9 protein-coding genes are annotated in these 17,818 nt (G+C 60.2%); all 9 read left to right on the plus strand.

Going from position 1 to position 17,818, the window contains the following annotated elements; translation table 11 throughout:
* Positions 1-12 precede the first annotated feature (12 nt).
* Positions 13-2,016, plus strand: coding sequence for a poly-beta-1,6-N-acetyl-D-glucosamine N-deacetylase PgaB (gene pgaB / locus NUV89_RS02705; protein WP_257780186.1), 2,004 nt, complete (start codon positions 13-15; stop codon positions 2,014-2,016).
* A 2-nt stretch (positions 2,017-2,018) separates the two neighbouring features.
* Entirely contained in the window at positions 2,019-3,359 is a 1,341-nt protein-coding gene (gene pgaC, locus NUV89_RS02710) for a poly-beta-1,6-N-acetyl-D-glucosamine synthase (RefSeq protein WP_017739205.1), read from the plus strand.
* Positions 3,360-3,361: 2 nt separating this feature from the next.
* A complete protein-coding gene (pgaD, locus tag NUV89_RS02715; RefSeq protein WP_257780187.1) occupies positions 3,362-3,844 on the plus strand; it encodes a poly-beta-1,6-N-acetyl-D-glucosamine biosynthesis protein PgaD in 483 nt (160 codons plus the stop codon).
* Positions 3,845-4,264: 420 nt separating this feature from the next.
* A complete protein-coding gene (locus NUV89_RS02720) occupies positions 4,265-5,986 on the plus strand; it encodes a ShlB/FhaC/HecB family hemolysin secretion/activation protein (RefSeq protein WP_257780188.1) in 1,722 nt (573 codons plus the stop codon).
* A 31-nt stretch (positions 5,987-6,017) separates the two neighbouring features.
* On the plus strand, positions 6,018-12,857 hold the full coding sequence (locus tag NUV89_RS02725) for a DUF637 domain-containing protein (RefSeq protein WP_257780189.1): 6,840 nt from the start codon (positions 6,018-6,020) through the stop codon (positions 12,855-12,857).
* Positions 12,858-12,867: 10 nt separating this feature from the next.
* Entirely contained in the window at positions 12,868-13,479 is a 612-nt protein-coding gene (locus NUV89_RS02730) for a hypothetical protein (protein ID WP_257780190.1), read from the plus strand.
* Positions 13,480-13,640: 161 nt separating this feature from the next.
* Positions 13,641-14,306, plus strand: coding sequence for a hypothetical protein (locus NUV89_RS02735; RefSeq protein WP_257780191.1), 666 nt, complete (start codon positions 13,641-13,643; stop codon positions 14,304-14,306).
* Between the two features lie 116 nt (positions 14,307-14,422).
* Entirely contained in the window at positions 14,423-14,827 is a 405-nt protein-coding gene (locus NUV89_RS02740) for a hypothetical protein (protein WP_257780192.1), read from the plus strand.
* Between the two features lie 330 nt (positions 14,828-15,157).
* Positions 15,158-17,746 carry an autotransporter outer membrane beta-barrel domain-containing protein gene (locus tag NUV89_RS02745; protein WP_257780193.1) on the plus strand — a complete coding sequence of 863 codons (2,589 nt, stop codon included), beginning with the start codon at positions 15,158-15,160 and terminating at the stop codon, positions 17,744-17,746.
* The last annotated feature ends 72 nt before the right edge of the window (positions 17,747-17,818 follow it).

Raw genomic sequence — 17,818 nt, forward strand, 5'->3', positions numbered from 1 at the left:
AAGAGCCTGACCATGACCGTCCTCAGCCGTTGCCTGTTGATTCTGGGCGTAATGCTGGCCAGCGCCTGCGCCCAGCAACCCGCACCTTTCACTCCACCCGCCGAGCGGCCGATTGCGCCCAACGAAGTGGCGTGGCCGAAAAACCATTTCCTCGGCATCGCCTACCACGACGTCGAGGATCGCGACCCCGATCAGGCGGTGGTGGCGGTGCGTACCGAGCGTTTGATCGAGCAGCTGGCCTGGCTGCGGGAGAACGGCTATCAGGCGGTCAGCGTCGATCAGATCCTCGCGGCCCGCAGCGGTGGGCCTGAACTGCCACCCAAGGCCGTCATGCTTAGCTTTGACGATGGCTATTCGAGCTTCTACACGCGGGTGATGCCGATCCTGCGTGCCTACCGCTGGCCGGCCCTGCTGGCGCCGGTGGGCTACTGGATCGACACGCCGATGAACCAACCGGTGGACTTCGCCGGCCAACCACGGCCACGCGGCGAGTTCCTGACCTGGCAGCAGATCCGCGAAGTGTCCCAGTCGGGCCTGGTGGAAATTGCCGCGCACACCGACAACAACCACAAAGGCATCCTGGGCAACCCCCAGGGCAACCTGGAGCCGGCAGCCACCACGCGGCGTTATGACCCGGCGACCAAGCGCTATGAAACCGAAGCGCAGTTCCAGGCGCGCATGCGTGCTGACGTGAAGGCGATTTCCGACAAGATCCGTGCAGTGACCGGCAAGGCCCCACGGGTGTGGGTATGGCCATACGGTGCGGCCGACGGCACGTCGCTGGCAGTGGTCGATGAACACGGCTACAAGATGGCGCTGACCCTGGACGATGGCCTCGACGACTCCACCAAGCTGATGAACAGCCCGCGTTTCCTGGTGGCCTCCGACCCGGACGGCGAACATTACGCCAACAGCATCGTGGCCGTGCAGACCAAGGCGCCGATGCGGGTGCTGCACGTAGACCTGGACCATGTCTACGACCCGGACCCGGCCCAGCAGGCGCGCAACCTCGACCAACTGATTCAACGCGTGGTGGACATGGGCGCGGTGACGGTGTTCCTGCAAGCCTATGCCGATCCAAAGGGCGACGGCCTGGTGCACTCGCTGTACTTCCCCAACCGTCACCTGCCGATGCGTGCCGACCTGTTCAACCGTGTCGCCTGGCAGCTGCACACCCGTGCCCATGCCAGCGTCTATGCCTGGATGCCGGTGCTGAGCTTTGCCCTGGATCCCAAGCTGCCACGCGTCACCCGCTGGGACCCGAAAACCGGCCAGATCGGCCTCGACCCCGATCAATACCAGCGCCTGTCGCCGTTCGATCCAGAGGTGCGCAAGATCATCGGCGAAATTTACGAAGACTTGGCGAGTATCAGCAACAGTGGTCTCGATGGCGTGCTGTATCACGATGATGCGGCGTTCAACGACTTTGAAGACGCCAGCCCTGCGGCGCTCAAGGCCTATGCCGCCAACGGTCTGCCGAACACCATCGAAGCCTTGCGCGCCGACCCGGCTGTGATGCAGCGCTGGACCCGTTTCAAGAGCCGTTACCTGATCGACTTTACCAACGAGCTGACCGCCAAAGTCCGTGCGATCCGTGGCCCGCAGATCATGACCGCGCGCAATATCTTCGCCGAGCCGATGCTGAACCCGCAGAGCGAAACCTGGTTTGCGCAGAACCTCGACGACTTCCTCCAGAACTACGACTGGACCGCGCCGATGGCCATGCCGCTGATGGAAGGCCAGACGCTGAAAAACTCCAACGCCTGGCTGGAAAAACTGGTGGCTACCGTCAAGGCTCGTCCCGGCGCGCTCGACCGCACCGTGTTCGAACTGCAAGCCAAAGACTGGCGGACCAAGGAAGCGCCGGACATCAGCGCCGAGCAGTTGGCTGAATGGATGGGCGTGCTCAAGCGCCAGGGTGTCACCAGTTTTGGCTACTACCCGGACAACTTCCTGGAAAACTCCCCGGACCTGAAGACCATACGTCCGGCCATTTCCAACCAATGGAACCCTTGACCATGTTCGACAGAATCCTGGCTTTATTCGTGCTGGCATTGGTGTTGGGTGTGCCTCTTGGCCTGATCTTCCTGGTCACCGGGCAGTTCCTGATGGACTTCGTGTTTTTCTACCCGCTGTTCATGTCGGCGCTGTGGATTGCCGGCGGCCTGTACTTCTGGCTGCACTGGGAACGCCACTGGCCGTGGGAAGAGGACACACCGGCGCCAACCCTGGCCGGCAACCCGCTGATCTCGATCATCATCCCTTGCTACAACGAGGGCGATAACGCGGCCGAGACCATTCATGCGGCGCTGGACCAGGTGTACCCGAACATCGAAGTGATCGCCGTCAACGACGGCTCCAAGGACAACACTGCGGCGGTCCTCGATGCCCTGGCCCTGGAACACCCGCGCCTGCGCGTGTTGCACCTGGCGCAGAACCAGGGCAAGGCCGTGGCCTTGCGCATGGGCGCCGTGGCCGCGCGCAGCGAGTACCTGGTGTGCATCGACGGCGATGCGTTGCTCGACCGTAACGCGGCGGCCTATATGGTCGCGCCGATGCTCGACAACCCGCGCCTCGGCGCGGTGACCGGCAACCCGCGCATCCGCACGCGGTCGACCTTGATCGGCCGGGTGCAGGTGGGCGAGTTCTCCTCGATCATCGGTTTGATAAAGCGTACGCAGCGGGTATTCGGGCGGATCTTCACGGTGTCCGGTGTGGTGGTGGCGTTCCGTAAAAAGGCGCTGGACCGCATCGACTACTGGAGCACCGACATGATTACCGAGGACATCGACGTCAGCTGGAAGCTGCAACTCGATCACTGGGCGATCTTCTACGAGCCGCGTGCACTGTGCTGGATTCTCATGCCAGAAACCGTCGGCGGCCTGTGGAAACAGCGCCTGCGCTGGGCCCAGGGCGGTGCCGAAGTGCTGTTCAAGAATATCCGTGGCATCTGGCAATGGCGCCATCGCTACCTGTGGCCGCTGCTGTTCGAATACTGTCTGTCCACCGGTTGGGCCTTCACCTTCCTGCTCTCGGTGATCTTCTGGGGCCTGGGCAAATTCATGGTGTTGCCGCAAGCCATCGCCGTGGATTCCCTGGTGCCGCCGGCATTTACCGGCCTGGTGCTGGCGATGGTGTGCCTGGTGCAGTTTGCCGTGAGCATCCTGATTGACCGGCGCTACGAAAAAGACCTGTGGAAAACCCTGTTCTGGACGGTGTGGTACCCGATGGTGTTCTGGCTGGTCAGCTTGTTCACCACCCTGGTCAGTTTTCCCAAGGTGCTGTTCAACCAGCATCAGAAGCGCGCGCGCTGGGTCAGCCCGGACCGCGGGATCAAACCAGCCAATGAGGACGTGTGATCATGAAACTGATCAGAACTCGCCAAAATTCGGTGATGTGGATCATCGACGTGGTGCTGACCCTGTTGGCCTGGGCCGGGTTGATCTGGCTGCTGGCACGCGGGATCAACGCGATGCTGGAAACCCACGGCGGCCCGCGCATCGAGGCGCCGATCTTCGCCGCACTCAATACCCTGCAGATCTATATGTGGATCGCGTTGTTCAACGCGCTGATCCTGGTCTCGTGGGCGCGCTACCAGCAACGCAAGGGTCGCAAATTCGCCCAGCGCCGCGCCGAGGCCAACGCCCTCAGCGACAAGAACCTCAGCGAAAGCTTCAAGCTTGGCGAGGGTGACCTGGAGCAACTGCGCAGACCGGGTGTGCTGGTGATCCACAACGACGAGGAGGGCGGGGTGGAGGAAGTGAAATCCCATGTCTCCCGTGATGTGGAAAAGCCGACATTGACCCTGGTGCCGGGGCAGGATCGCGACAAAGGCGTGAGTTGATCTACGCCCTGTAGATCATTTGGAATGCAGGCAATGTGGGAGGGGGTTTGCCCCTCCTACATTGGATCTTCATTCGGTTTTTGGCTGGCGGTGTGTGGGATTACAGTCCCATTAGTGCGAGCTAGTTCACAAAAAGTGCGCGAACTTTTCTATCTTTCGCGGTACTAACTTATCTCGGCACAAACTTGATGGCCAAATAATGGCAAATTTAAAGGTTGCCGAAGAACCGCCATCAAAAGTGCTGCCGCCTGTCGGAATAATATTTCCAGTGACAGGGGTCTCATCATTTTGATTGTTTTTTGTTGTTATTAATCAAGTGCTTAAGTTGGTAGCTGGCACGGTAGTGCAACTAACTCAGTTTCTTGGGTTAACACTAGTTCGATGTTAGTTTGCCGCCCCTTGATTTTCGACGGATCGAACATGTCTTTGTTATTACCACGGACTCGGTATTTCCTGTGTACTTGCCTGCTCGCTTATTTTTGCCTGAATAGCGCCACAGCCGCCCCCACGCCTGGGGATCAAGACTTGATCCGCGATCGGCAAAACCGCCTGCTCGAAGAGCAGCGGCGGCGCTTGGATGAACTCCAGGACCTGCCCGGCAAGGCCACGAAACCCCAGGCGCCTGCGCTGCCCGCGGACAGCCGTTGCTTCCCGATCAAGGACATCGAGCTCAAAGGCGCCGACAGCCTGTCTGCCACCGACCGCACGCGCCTGCTCAAGCCGTACGTCGGCCAGTGCCTGGGTGTTGCGCAGCTCAACGAATTGCTCAAGGACATCACCGATCACTACATCGACAAAGGCCGCGTGACCAGTCGCGCCTACTTGCCGCAACAGGATCTGTCCAGCGGCCATCTCCAAGTGCTGGTGGTGGAAGGCAAGCTTGAAGGCTTGAAGGGCGCCCAGGGCAGCAACATCACCGACCGCGAGTTGGCGATGGCGTTTCCCGGCAAGGTCGGCGAGGCGTTGAACCTGCGGGAAGTCGAGCAACTGGTGGATCAACTGAGCCGCTTGCCATCCAAGCAGGCGCAGATGGAATTGACCCCCGGCAGCCAGATTGGCGGCAGTGTGGTGCTGGTCAAGAACCCACCGCAAAAGCCCTGGCGTGCCAGCCTTTCGCGCCACAACGACGGGCAGAAAAGCACGGGCGAACAGCAATGGGGCGCAGGCCTGGAGTGGGACAGCCCCCTGGGCCTGGCCGACCAACTGGTGCTGCGTGGCGGCCATGATGCGATCAGCGATCACCAGAAAACCTCGAAAAACAGCATGCTCTATTACAACGTGCCGTGGGGCTGGTGGAACTTCAGTTACACCTACAACGACAGCGACTACCGCACCTACGGCTTCACCGACGACTACAAGTACAAGCAGAACGGCGACAGCCAGAACCACCAACTGCGCGCCGAGCGGGTGATCCACCGCGATGACGTGAGCAAGACATCGGTGAACGTTGGCATGGCGCACCTGCGCACCAACAACTACATCCTCGATACCCGCACCAAACCCAGCAGCAACCGTCTCAGCGAGCTGCAAGTCGGCTTCAACCACGGCCGTCGTATCGGCACCTCGTTCGTCAACCTCGATGTGGGCATGCAGAACGGGATCGGCCTGTTCGATGCCCAAGCCAACGAAGAGCGCGACGCGTACGGCAATCGCCAGCCGAGTGCGCGCTACCGCAAGTACACGGCCACTGTGAGTTACCTGCAACCGTTCAGCCTGTGGGGCGAATCGTTCAGCTTCTCCAGCCTGGCCACCGGTCAACGCAGTGAAGACATCCTGTTCAGCCCGCAGCGTATGAGTCTCGGCGGTTCGGCGTCGGTGCGCGGGTTCAAGGACCAGCAACTGAGCGGCGACAGCGGCGGCTACTGGCGCAACGACGTGCGCTGGGCGCGCCCGGTGACGTTGGACTGGCTGCGTCCGGCCTTTGCCGAATACGGCGCCAGCGTCGGTTATGACCAGGGCGTGATCAGCCATGGTCGCTACAACAGTGAAGTGCACGGCCGGGTGTCGAGCAATTCCCTGGAGCTGTTTGCCCGTGGCAAACACGTCAGTACCAGCGTGACCTTTGCCCACTCTTTGGAGCGCCCGGCGGTGATGAGCGAGCGCGAAGCGCCGGTCTATTTCCGCATGGATTTCTTCCTCTAATTCAACGCCCCGCTGCATCGAGAACTTGAAAATGGACTTTCGCCACTTGGCCTTCCTGGCCCGTCAACCGTCTGCTGCGCTGAACAACCGTGAGCGGTTCCTCGGCCTGCCCAAGCGTGGCCTGGCGCTCATCCTGGCCCACGCGCTGTTCTGGCAGCCGCTGTTGGCCCAGGCCGAAGGCATCGTGGTGAGCGCGCCAGGCACCACCGTCGGCCAGGCCGGCAATGGCGTGCCGGTGGTGAATATCGCCACGCCCAATGGCAATGGCCTCTCGCACAACCAGTTCAAGGACTACAACGTCGGCCCCAACGGCGTCATCCTCAACAACGCCAACACGGCGGTGACCAATACCCAGCTGGGCGGCTACATCGTCGGCAACCCCAACCTCAAGGGCGGCGCGGCCAGTGTCATCCTCAACGAGGTCAATGGCGGTAGCCCCAGCCAGTTGCGCGGCTACACCGAAGTGGCGGGGCAGTCGGCCAAGGTCATCGTTGCCAACCCCTACGGTATCACGTGCAGTGGCTGCGGGTTTATCAACACGCCCAACGTGACCCTGACCACCGGCAAACCGGTGATCGACACCGTGGGCCGTCTGGATCACTACCAGGTCGATGGCGGCGCCGTGACCATCGACGGCCAGGGCTTGAACGCGAGCACGGTCGATCGCTTCGAGATCATCACCCGCTCGGCCAAGATCAACGCACAGATCAACGCACGCGAATTGACCGTCGTTGCCGGGCGCAACGACGTCGACGCGCAAAGCCTGAACACCACCGCCCGCGCCGACGACGGCAGTGCCAAGCCGGAGCTGGCCATCGACTCCAGCGCCCTGGGCGGCATGTACGCTGGCGCGATCAAGCTGGTGGGCACCGAAGCCGGTGTGGGTGTGAAGCTCGACGGCACGCTGGCCGCCAGCGGTGGCGATATTCAGTTGGATGCCAATGGTCGCTTGAGCCTGGCGCAGGCGACGGCCACCGGCAACATCAAGGCCACCGCGAAGCAGATCGAACTGACCGACGCGGTCTACGCCAACGCCAATGTCGAACTGAGCAGCGCCGAAGCGCTGCTCAACCGCAAGAGCCTCGGTGCCGGCCAACACCTTGCAATCAACGCGGGCACGCTCACCAACCGCGACGCGGTCATCCAGGGTAAAACCGTCAGCGTCACCACCGCCAAGCTGACCAACCAAGGCACGACCGCGCGCCTGTACGGCGAGCAACGCCTGGCGATCAGCGCACCGGCCATCGTCAACCTCGGCGGCTTGATTCGCTTTGGTGAAGGGCAGGCGGCCGCGCTCGACAGCGCGTCCCTGGACAACCGCCAGGGGCGTATCGAAATGCTCGGTGGCAGCCTGGTGTTGAACAGTGCGGCGCTGAACAACAGCGGCGGGCAAATCGTCGCCAGCGCCCTGACCGTCAACGCGGGCAACCTCAAGAACCAGAACGGCGTGATCGTGGCCAATGCCGTTAAGGTGAATGCCGATGATGTCGACAACAGCGGCAAAGGCCAGATTGTCGGCGATCAACTGACGCTGACCACACGCAACACACTGACCAACCGTGGCGGCCTGATCGAGGCCAAGCAGGGCCTGAGCCTGGGCGGTGGCAACCTCGACAACAGCGCCGGCGGGCAAGTGCGCGCCTTGGGCGGCGCGGCCACTAGCCTCAACCTCAGCGGCCAAGTGAATAACGACGACGGCGCGCTGGAGTTCGCCAGCCAGGCCTTCAGCCTCGACGCCGGCCACCTGAGCAACCGGGGCGGGCTGGTGCAGCACGCCGGCAGTGGCGTGTTCCGTATCAACACCGCCAGCCTCAGCGGTAGCACAGGCGACATCAATGGCTTGGGTAGCGCCGACTGGAACTTCGGTGATGTGGACGGCCTGGGTCGTCTGCAACTCAACGAGATCCTCACCTACAAAAGCACCCGCAACCTGACCCTCAAGGCCGGTGATCGCATGGCCAGCAGCAAAGGCCTGGTGCTCGATGTGGCCAGCCTGGACAACGGCGGCGACCTGCTCAGCGACGGCGACCTGAACATCACCCTGAGCGGCGACATGAGCAACAGCGGCCGCGTCTCGGCCTTGCAAAAACTCAGCGTAGTGGCGAACAACCTCAGCCAGAACGGCGGGCGCCTGGCTGGCACCAACACCCAGCTCAACCTGCGCGGCACCCTCGACAGCCTGGGCGCTCTCACGGCGCGTCAGCAGCTGGACATCGCGGCGGCGCAGATCAACAACCGTGGCACCCTCGGCGCCCAAGGCGCGGTGAACCTCACGGCGGTCAACGGCATCAGCAATGGCGCGGATTCGCTGCTGTTCAGCGGCGGCAACCTGACCCTGCGTGGCAACGGCTTCAGCAACCTGTATGGCGATGTGTACACCCAGGGCAACCTGACCTTTGCCGCCCGTGATGGCGAGCAGGCGGCGGTGTTCAGCAACCTGTCCGGTACGGTGGAGGCTGAAGGCAACATCGGCATCAACGCCGCGTTTGTAGAGAATGCCAAGGCCGTGTTCGAGTTGGGGTCGACCGTGACCACCGGCAGTGTGCAGTGGATCTGCGGCCAGCACTGCGATGGGGACTACTCATACAAACGCGGCGAGATCGACATTTACCAGACGTTGGTGGAGTCCGCGATCAAGGATTCGGCCCCCGCTCGCCTGGTCGCCGGCAACGACCTGCTGATCCAGGGCGACAGCGTCGAGAACCGCAACAGCCTGATGGCTGCCAACGGCAACCTCGCCATTGCCGCGAACAACCTGCTCAACCAGGGTTCGGGCACGCGCACCGGGCAGAACACCATCGTCGTCGGCACGCCAGGGCGAGTGGATAAGCACTATTGGGACCGTATTGAGTACATAGAAGTCCCGACATTCAACGCAGCCGTTGCCGCCGGTCATTTCGACCTGGCGCAGTTTGAAGTACTCAAGTCGCGCTCCAGCGATAGCCGTTTCAGGGAAGCGAGCAACGTCACCACCTGGACCGTCACCGATGCCCAGGCCTACAACGCCACCCTGCAAGCCGGCGGCACCGTCGACCTGTCCAGGGTCGCCAACAACGTGCAGAACGGCACGCTGCTGGAAAACCAGAAAGCGCAACTGACCGGCACCCTCGACAACGACCAGACCGGCATCCCCGTCGGCGGCATCAATATCAGCCTCAGCGGGCACGCCGACGATAGCGGCACGTCCTTCACCCCGGTCGATCCCACCACCTCGCCGTACTTCCAAGTGCCCAAGGGCGACTATGGCTTGTTCGTCAAGAACCCCGACCCGACCAGCCATTACCTGATCGAGACCAACCCCGCGTTCGCCAGTCTGTCGGGCTTCTTCAGCTCCGATTACATGCTCGGCAAACTCGGCTTCAACGCCGACAACGCCTGGCGCCGTCTCGGCGATGGCCAATACGAAACCCGCCTGATCCGCGACGCGGTGCTCGCGCAAACCGGGCAACGTTTTCTCGCCAGCAACCTGACCAGCGACGCCGACCAATTCCGCTACCTGATGGACAACGCTCTTGCCAGCAAGGACGCCCTGAGCCTGAGCGTCGGCGTGACCCTGACCCGCCAGCAAGTCGGCGCGCTGACCCACGACATCGTGTGGATGGAAAACCGCGTGGTTGACGGCCAGAGCGTCCTCGTCCCGGTGCTCTACCTGGCCCAGGCCGAATCACGCAACGTGCGCGGCAGCAGCCTGATCCAGGGCCGCGACCTCAACCTCGTCACCGGTGGCGACCTGCTCAACATCGGCACCCTGCGCGCCAGTAACGACCTCACAGCCATCAGCAGCGCCAGCGTCTACAACGGCGGCTTGATGGAGGCCGGCAACAACCTCAGCATGTTGGCCCAAGACAGCATCCGCAACGCTATGGCCGGTGAAATCCGCGCCAGCGAAGTCAGCCTCCGCGCGGTCAACGGCGACATCACCAACGACGCCACCGCGATCCAGGTCCGCGACGGCGCCGGCATGCGCACCCTCACTGACAAGAGCGCGAGCAGCATCACCGCCACCGGCAACCTCGCCCTGAACGCCGGCCGCGACCTTATCAACCGCAGCACTCTCGAAGGCGGTAAAGACGTCACCCTCACCGCCGGCCGCGACCTCAGCCTGCTGCCGGTCAGCGACACGAGCGTGAAACACGCCTTCAGCGACGGCGGGCACAAATCCAGCATCACCACCGACGTCAAGAACCGCGCCGCCAGCGTCACGGCGGGGGGCAACCTGACGATGCAGGCCGGGCAAGACGTCAACATCATCGGCAGCCACGCGACCGCCGGCAAAGAGCTGAATGTTGAGGCTGGGCGCGACATCAACATCGGCTCGGTCAGCGATGTGCATAACGTTGAGGGCAGGGAGAAACACGGCAAGAAGCGCATCAAGACCGAAGACGATCAAACCACCCAAGTGGCCAGCGTGTTGACCGCCGGTGCGAATTTTGTGAGCCGGGCCGGGCGGGATACGACGCTGGTGGCGAGCAAGATCAGTGCGGGGAATGAAGCGTATTTGTACACCGGCGGGCAGATGAATCTGCTGGCGGCACAGGATAGTACGCATACGTTGTACGACATGAAGAAAAACAGCGGCTGGGGCTCGAAAAAGACCCAACGCGATGAAGTCACGCGTATCACCAACGTCGGCAGCGTCATCAACACCGGTGGTGACCTGACCCTGAAAAGCGGCGGCGACCAGACCTATCAACTCGCCAAGCTTCAAAGCGGCAAGGACATCACCCTGGACAGCGGCGGTGCCATTACCTTCGAGGCGGTCAAGGACCTGCATCAAGAGAGCCACGAGAAGACCGATAACAACGCGTTCTGGGTTTCTTCCAAAGGCAAGGGCAACACCGATGAGACCCTGCGCCAGAGTCAGATGATTGCCGAAGGCAACGTCGCGATCAAAGCTGTCGACGGTTTGAAGATCGACATCAATCAGGTCAACCAGCAGACCGTCAGCCAATCCATCGACGCGATGGTCAAGGCTGATCCGCAGTTGGCGTGGCTCAAGGACGCAGAACAACGCGGTGACGTGGATTGGCGCCAGGTCAAGGAAATCCACGACAGCTTCAAGTACAGCAACTCGGGGTTGGGGCCGGCTTCGCAGATCATCATTGCGATCGTGATGGCGGCAGTGGTTGGGCCAGCGGTCATGGGTGCCATGGGCGCAACGACCGGCGGGATGGTTGCTGCCGGAACAATGTCGGCAAACACGGCCACGTTCATCACGGCGGCATCCGGTGCTGTCGCGTCGGGGGCGGCGACCAACGCAACGGTCAGCACGATTAATAACCGGGGCAATCTCGGTGCCGTGTTCAAAGACGTGACCTCTTCGGACGCAATGAAGGGGTACGTGATTGCTGGCGCTACGGCGGGCATGACGGCGACCTATTTTGGTGGTTGGACGGGAACCGAAACCAACACATCAATCGGAAAAATCACTACACCGGGGTTGCTCAATAGTTGGAGTGGTGTCGGCCGATTCGCGGCCAACCAGACGCTGCAAAGTGGCACCTCCATGCTGCTCAGCAAGGCGCTGGGGCAGGGCGGCAATGCTAGCGATGCGCTGAAAAGCGCGCTGTTCAATACCTTGGCTGCTGCCAGTTTCAACTTGGTGGGCAATTACACCAAAGGTGTGGTCGCGGACGGGTTGGTGCCGAAGATTGCGATCCACGCGATGGTGGGTGGCCTGCTGGCAGAAGCCACGGGTGGGGATTTCAAGACCGGTGCATTGGCGGCGGGGGCGAATGAGGCGCTGGTCACGCATCTGAATACGCTGGTCAAGGGCAACCAAGAGTTGCTCTCGATGAGTTCGCAGATCGTGGGCGTGCTGGCGGCGGCCGGGCAGAGCGATGCGACAGCGGCGCAGATGGAGAAGGGCGGTTGGGTGGCGAAAAATGCCACGCAGTACAACCATGCGCTTCACAAATCTCAAACCGAAGCGCTGGATGAACAGCGACGGTTCCATCCTGAAAAAGCGGATCGTTTGAATGCTGCTGCTTGCGCGTTGGCTCAGTGTGCGGAGTCGATTCCGACTGACCATCCTAATTATGGTGCCTTCAAGGACCTTCAGGATCGGGGGGCCACGTTCGCCACGGAAATAGCGTTGCTGAAAGCGACCGGCCAGTTTGATGGGCGTAGTGTCAAAGATTGGAGTGACGACACGATCAATGCGCACGGCAGTGTCGTGCAGACCATCGGTGCGACCACAGACACCGCGTTTGGCCTTTTGGGCGGAGTGGGTGGCTACGCGGGGATGGTGCTTTCGTCACCGGCCTGTGTGGGCGTTGCCACCTGCGCTTTACCGATCGGCATGGGCGCGTTGGGCACTACGTCGATGCTCAGTGCGTGGGATTCGGCTGGCCAGATTACGGCGCCATTCACATCCACAGAGCCCGATAGAGTGGCGGCGTCTTTCTATCCGGGGACCTTTCCCGGTGAGTCGAGCGTCACGTCTGATTTGGTGGTGGGTGCGGTCCAATCCGCAGCGATTTCAGCTTTGTTTGGGGCGGCGGCGGGTAAGTATTTTGGTGGTAAGGTTGGGGGGGAGTTGGTTGGTGGGCAAAAAGAGTTAGGTGCTCACGCAAAGGTCGATTATTCAAGTATTGAAAATCCGCCAAATGTTGGTCCCGGTAAAGAATTCACTTTGCGGCAAAAACAAGAGGCATTGGAGTTGAATAAAGCAGCCAACGACGGTGTAGTCAAATCTGATGCCAGTGGTACTGTGTTAGTCAAACCACAAAAAAGCCAGCGCGGCGTAACTCCAGATCCTAACGAGTGGCAGTTTGACCATGTAACGCCAAAAAATTGTGATGGTACAAATTGCAGCTCAAATCTTCAGATTCTTTCTCGGCAAGAGAATAGAGCTAAATCCGACAAATAGGTGCTGCTAGATGAATAATTCGATTTTAAATATAAATGAACTGCCTTCAGTTGATCGCGTTAAACATGTGGCTAAAGGACTGGCTTTGTTGGATGCCATAATCATGCCCGAGTGGCAGTATAGATATTTCTCATTCAACTGTAATTGGGATGGGGCGGGGAAAGAAATGATGGGGTCAATGAGGGACGGTTCCGGGGCTGAGTATTTTTTGCATTTTACCGATGCGGGTGTTGCAGGAAAAGTTATATGTGGCTCTCCCTTGCCTAATGTGTCTGAATGTTTGAATGCGATGCCCGCGGAGTTTCAGCAGTTTAAAGTTGAGCCAGCGTTTTCTACGGATAATGCTAGTCTGTTTTTTTGGCGAGGTGTCAAGCAGCCCTCGTGGTGTGTGTCGCCGGATGGGCTGAAAGAGTATCCGCTGCTAGGTTTTTTTGTAGGAGGTATTGCGGCTTATAAGAGTCTAGCTGAGGAGTATTACGAAAAAAGCATCGATGCAACCGTACTTGAGGAAGTATTTGTATCGCTAGATGTGACCGAGGACCAGCTAATGATACTTAACCCTAATATAGAGTTTGGTGATTTAGTCGATGATTTCCAAGAAATTTTAGGTCGTGCGGTTTGATTTCTAGATTGATGGGACTGGGCAGGAGGCGCAGGTGAGGTTGCCTTTATAGGCGGAAGACCTGTGTTTATTGGTCGCGGATGATTTATTTGCAGGTACCCAATACACAGATAAAGTCTCAGGTCAGATCAAGACTGAATCACTGTTAAGGTGGCACCTTGATGATTAAGTATAAGTTGGAGTTTCGACATAGGCCTGACTGCGCGGAGCCTATACGAGAAAAACACAGCCGGTTCTTGGCGCAGCTAGCGGGCTTAGGCGCTCCGTGGAATCTAGGCAATACGATCGAACTGCCCGATATTGAAGATGAACTTGTTGTTTCGGTTTCGCTGGACAAATTACTGCCTTCGGGAGTGAAAGGCAGAATTTCCTATGCACTAAGAAATCAACACTATCTGGAAGATGATGCGCAGTTTGATGACACCCTATTCATTGAATTTGCTGGCGGAAAAGTTGATTGCTCGGACTTGATAAAGCGAGTCTTCCCACAGTACATAAAAGCGTTTGGAGCCTATCGAGCCGCCCTGCATGACTGGAGTGTCACGCGAAGCGACTGGCCTACGGTCGTAGCGGCGTGTGAGGCGACAAAAAAAGACGTTAACGGAAGAGATGGAGTTTTTCGTATACAGGCAGCTAATTATTTTGATCGGGAACTATGCTCTCGTGCTTTTGGAAAAAGTCCGAAGCAAGTCGTTGATTGTCTGAATAACCATGTCGACAGTGTTTCAGAATTCGAAGATGGCGCATTAATAGTCATCCGCTACAGTCCCATGTCTGCCAATGAGCTAGCAGAGGCGAGCAAGCGCTTGAAAGAGCTTTTGAGTTAGGCTCGAAGATCAAATAATCAAAACGCCACAATGGATGTGAGGTATCTGAAATGCCGCAATGGTCATCGCTGCACAGCTCAAGAACCGGGGACATCGTCAGCGTACGAGAACCGTGTGTGCTCGCTTTGGAAGACGGCGTTTATAAAATTTCAGACGATCAATACATCCTGGCGGATGCTTTTCTCGATGAGGGAACTGAAAAACACCGGTTGGTATCCGTCTACTGGGCCAGCAGTGAACCTGGCTTTCGCAGAGCGTACTCCATGGACATTGAAAACGATGACCTGGCTGTACGCCCGCCACCGACCGAATTGCTGCCGGTGGGGGTCGATGGGACCTATGGTCAGATAAAAAAAGCGCTAGCTGAGGGCTCTTATATGGAATGTGCCTCCTACCGCGTGATGACTGACGGCGCATTTATCCACAAGAGTTTGGAAAACGCGTCGGCCTCTTATTATTTCCGCTCGCCTGAAATCCTCAGCGACGAGCTGCCTTTCGCAATCGTGTGGAAGTGTCGATGATCGCTCCCTAACTGCGACCCAGTTCACAAAGCGCCACCCCCTGTGCACTTCGTTTGAACATTCCGTTTATTCCAATGTCATTACCCCGCCCACCCCATAACCGGTCGGGCTGCATGGACTGCAGCGTTTTCAAATGACATTAAGGATTGATGTGAACCTTCCCCCCTTATTCCCCTGCCTGCCACCGCCCCTTGCGGTGCGCCTTCGTGCGCCTGGGTTTTATGCGGGCGCCTTGGGGGAATGCACGCGGATCAATTGATCCTTTCACTCGGTACACCGACTGCCGCCGGGCCTTTTGGCGGCAGTGAGCCGTCGTTCATGGAGTTAGAAATGAAGCGCAAGCCGTTCCAGAAAACCCTGTTGGCCATCATGGTCGGCGCAATCAGCACACAGGTGTTGGCCGTTGAGTTCGACCTGGGCCAAGGAAAAAACATTTGGGCCAGTGAGACCTTCAACGAGCCCGTCACCATCACCGGGCAGCTGTCCCAAGTGGTCGACCCCAGCACCACCCTGCCAGCGGGCCTGGGCTTTACCGATACCCACATCCAGGGTTCGCTGATAAACCGCGCCGACATTACGTTGGACTCGCAAGGCAAGACGATCCGTGCGATGACCATCGACCCGATGTACTGGGCCGGCCCGAACAACCTGCCCACCAGCACCATCACGGGGGACGTGATTCAGGCCGGCAATATCCTGATGAGCCACGGCGGTTATGAAGGGTTGGAGATCGGCGACGCGACCATTGGCGGCAGTGTGATCAACTCGGGCACGATCCGCTCGACGGCGCCGCAGCCGGATGCAACCACCCTGGGTTTCGTGGGCGGCGGCGAAGGTATTTACCTGCACGGCACCACCATTGGCGGCGACGTTTCCAACACCGGCGTGATTAACATGGACGGCCGTGGCGCCACGGGTCTGATCCTTGATATCGACGGCGCCACCCCGACCACCATCGGCGGCAAGATCCTCAACTCCGGCTCGATCATCGCCACCGGTGAGTATGCCTTGGGCATTGAGGTGGAAACCGTGACCAGCGCGCTGCGTATCGAAAACAGTGGGCTGGTTTCTGCCAATGGCAGCGAGGCGCGCGGCGTACTGTTCTACAACGGCACCATCGATTACATCCTTAACACCGGCACCCTTGAAGCCAAGGGCACCGATGCCAGCGCCTTCGAGTTCCAGGGCGCCACGTTCGCCACCAACAGTGCGAGCGGCGCCCGTGGCATTGTCAACCGTGGCACCATCACCGCCGACGGCACCGCGATCCTGGTGAACGCCGCCGAGCAAACCTCGCCGTTTGAAATCAACCAGCAAGCTGGGGAAATCCGCAGCCACTCAGGGGTTGCCGTGGACGCCGCCAACCTGGCGACGCTGAACTGGACCGGCGGCGCCATCGTCGGCGACCTGCTCAACCTCAACGCAGTCAATGTCGCCGGCCAGGCAAACTTCACCGGCACGCGCATTATCGCGCCGGTCTCGGTCAACTCCGGCTCCTTGAACCTTTCCGCGCAAGGCACCGCCATCACCGGCGACCTCAACGTCGCCAACGGCGCGGGCATCGACATGCACCTGTCCGACAGCGTCGTGCCGACCACGGCGTACCTGACGGTCAACGGCAACGCCACCTTCGCCAACGCCTCGAAGCTGACCGTCAGCGCCAACCCCGGCGACTTCGCCAGCACCAATGACGGCACGCAATACACCCTGCTGCAAGCCACCAGCGTGCAAGACAACGGCCTGTCGGTGAACAGTGCTTCGGCGTTGCTCGACGTGCTCAGCTATTCGGCCGATGCGCAAACGGTCAAGGCCGTGGTGGCGGTCAAGGCCGACGGGCAAGTCCAGGAAGAACTCGCCGGTGTGGGCGCCAGCGCCGCTTCGGCCACGGCGGTCAACAGCTTCAAGAACGACGTGCTCAGCCGCCTCAGCAGCGACGACCAGGTGTTCCAGGCCCTGGCCAACGCCGGCACGGCCGCGCAATTGGCGCAGATCAGCGACCAGCTCAAGCCGGACGTCAACCGCGGCGCGCTGGACGTGGCCTTGTCCGGGCAAACCGTGGTCAACGGCGCGATCTTCAACCGCCTCACCGAACAACGTGAAAGCCAGCAGCGCGGCGGCGTGTGGGTGCAGGGCCTGAGCAGCAACATGGACCAGGACGGTCGCGGCGGCAACAACGGCTACTCGGCCAACAGCAGCGGCATGGCGGTGGGTGTGGACGGTCGGGTCAACGACACCACCACCCTGGGCGTGGCCTACAGCTACCTCAACTCCAACATCCATTCGGACCTCGGCAACAAGACCGACGTCGAAGGCCACGCGCTGTCGCTGTACGGTAACTGGTCGCTGCAAGACTGGTTTGTCGATGGCAGCCTCAGCTACGGCCACAACGACAACGAGAGCAAGCGCCACATCGCCGGCACCACGGCCAAGGGCAGCTACGACAGCAACGTGTTGTCCGCCAGCGTGATCGGCGGCTACAGCTTCAAGCCGTCGCAAGGGGTCGTGATCGAACCACGGGTTGCCGCGCGTTATGCCAACGTGCGCATGGACGGCTACGACGAGAAGGGTTCGTCGGCGGCGCTGAGCACTCGTTCGCAGCGTTACGAAGTGGGTGAGTTGGGCGCCGGTGTGCGCCTGGCGGGCAACCTGCCGATGGGTGCGGGCAGCTTGCAGCCGGAAGCGACATTGATGGCGTATCACGACCTGATGGGCGATCGTGTCGCGCAAACCTCCAACTATGTGCTGGGTGGGTCGGCGTTTACCGTCACCGGTGCGTCGGTGGCGCGTGACAGCTATGAAGCCAGCGTGGGCGTGAATTACCAGGTGGCGGACTTCACCGTCGGCGCCAGCTACACACGCCAGGCGCGCAGTGGGTTTGATGCCGATGGCGTGATGCTCAAGGCGCGGTACGCGTTCTAACGGGTAACCACTGAGCGTGTGGCGAGGGAGCTTGCTCCCGCTGGGCTGCGAAGCGGCCCCAGAATTTTTGGG

It is taken from the genome of Pseudomonas sp. 18.1.10, from assembly GCF_024655625.1.
In the GTDB taxonomy this organism is placed as follows: Bacteria; Pseudomonadota; Gammaproteobacteria; order Pseudomonadales; family Pseudomonadaceae; genus Aquipseudomonas.

Coding starts and splice junctions, on each gene's coding strand:
- NUV89_RS02730 (WP_257780190.1), top strand. CDS start 12,868: ATGAATAATTCGATTTTAAATATAAATGAACTGCCTTCAGTTGATCGC.
- NUV89_RS02735 (WP_257780191.1), top strand. CDS start 13,641: ATGATTAAGTATAAGTTGGAGTTTCGACATAGGCCTGACTGCGCGGAG.
- pgaC (WP_017739205.1), top strand. CDS start 2,019: ATGTTCGACAGAATCCTGGCTTTATTCGTGCTGGCATTGGTGTTGGGT.
- NUV89_RS02720 (WP_257780188.1), top strand. CDS start 4,265: ATGTCTTTGTTATTACCACGGACTCGGTATTTCCTGTGTACTTGCCTG.
- pgaD (WP_257780187.1), top strand. CDS start 3,362: ATGAAACTGATCAGAACTCGCCAAAATTCGGTGATGTGGATCATCGAC.
- pgaB (WP_257780186.1), top strand. CDS start 13: ATGACCGTCCTCAGCCGTTGCCTGTTGATTCTGGGCGTAATGCTGGCC.
- NUV89_RS02745 (WP_257780193.1), top strand. CDS start 15,158: ATGAAGCGCAAGCCGTTCCAGAAAACCCTGTTGGCCATCATGGTCGGC.
- NUV89_RS02725 (WP_257780189.1), top strand. CDS start 6,018: ATGGACTTTCGCCACTTGGCCTTCCTGGCCCGTCAACCGTCTGCTGCG.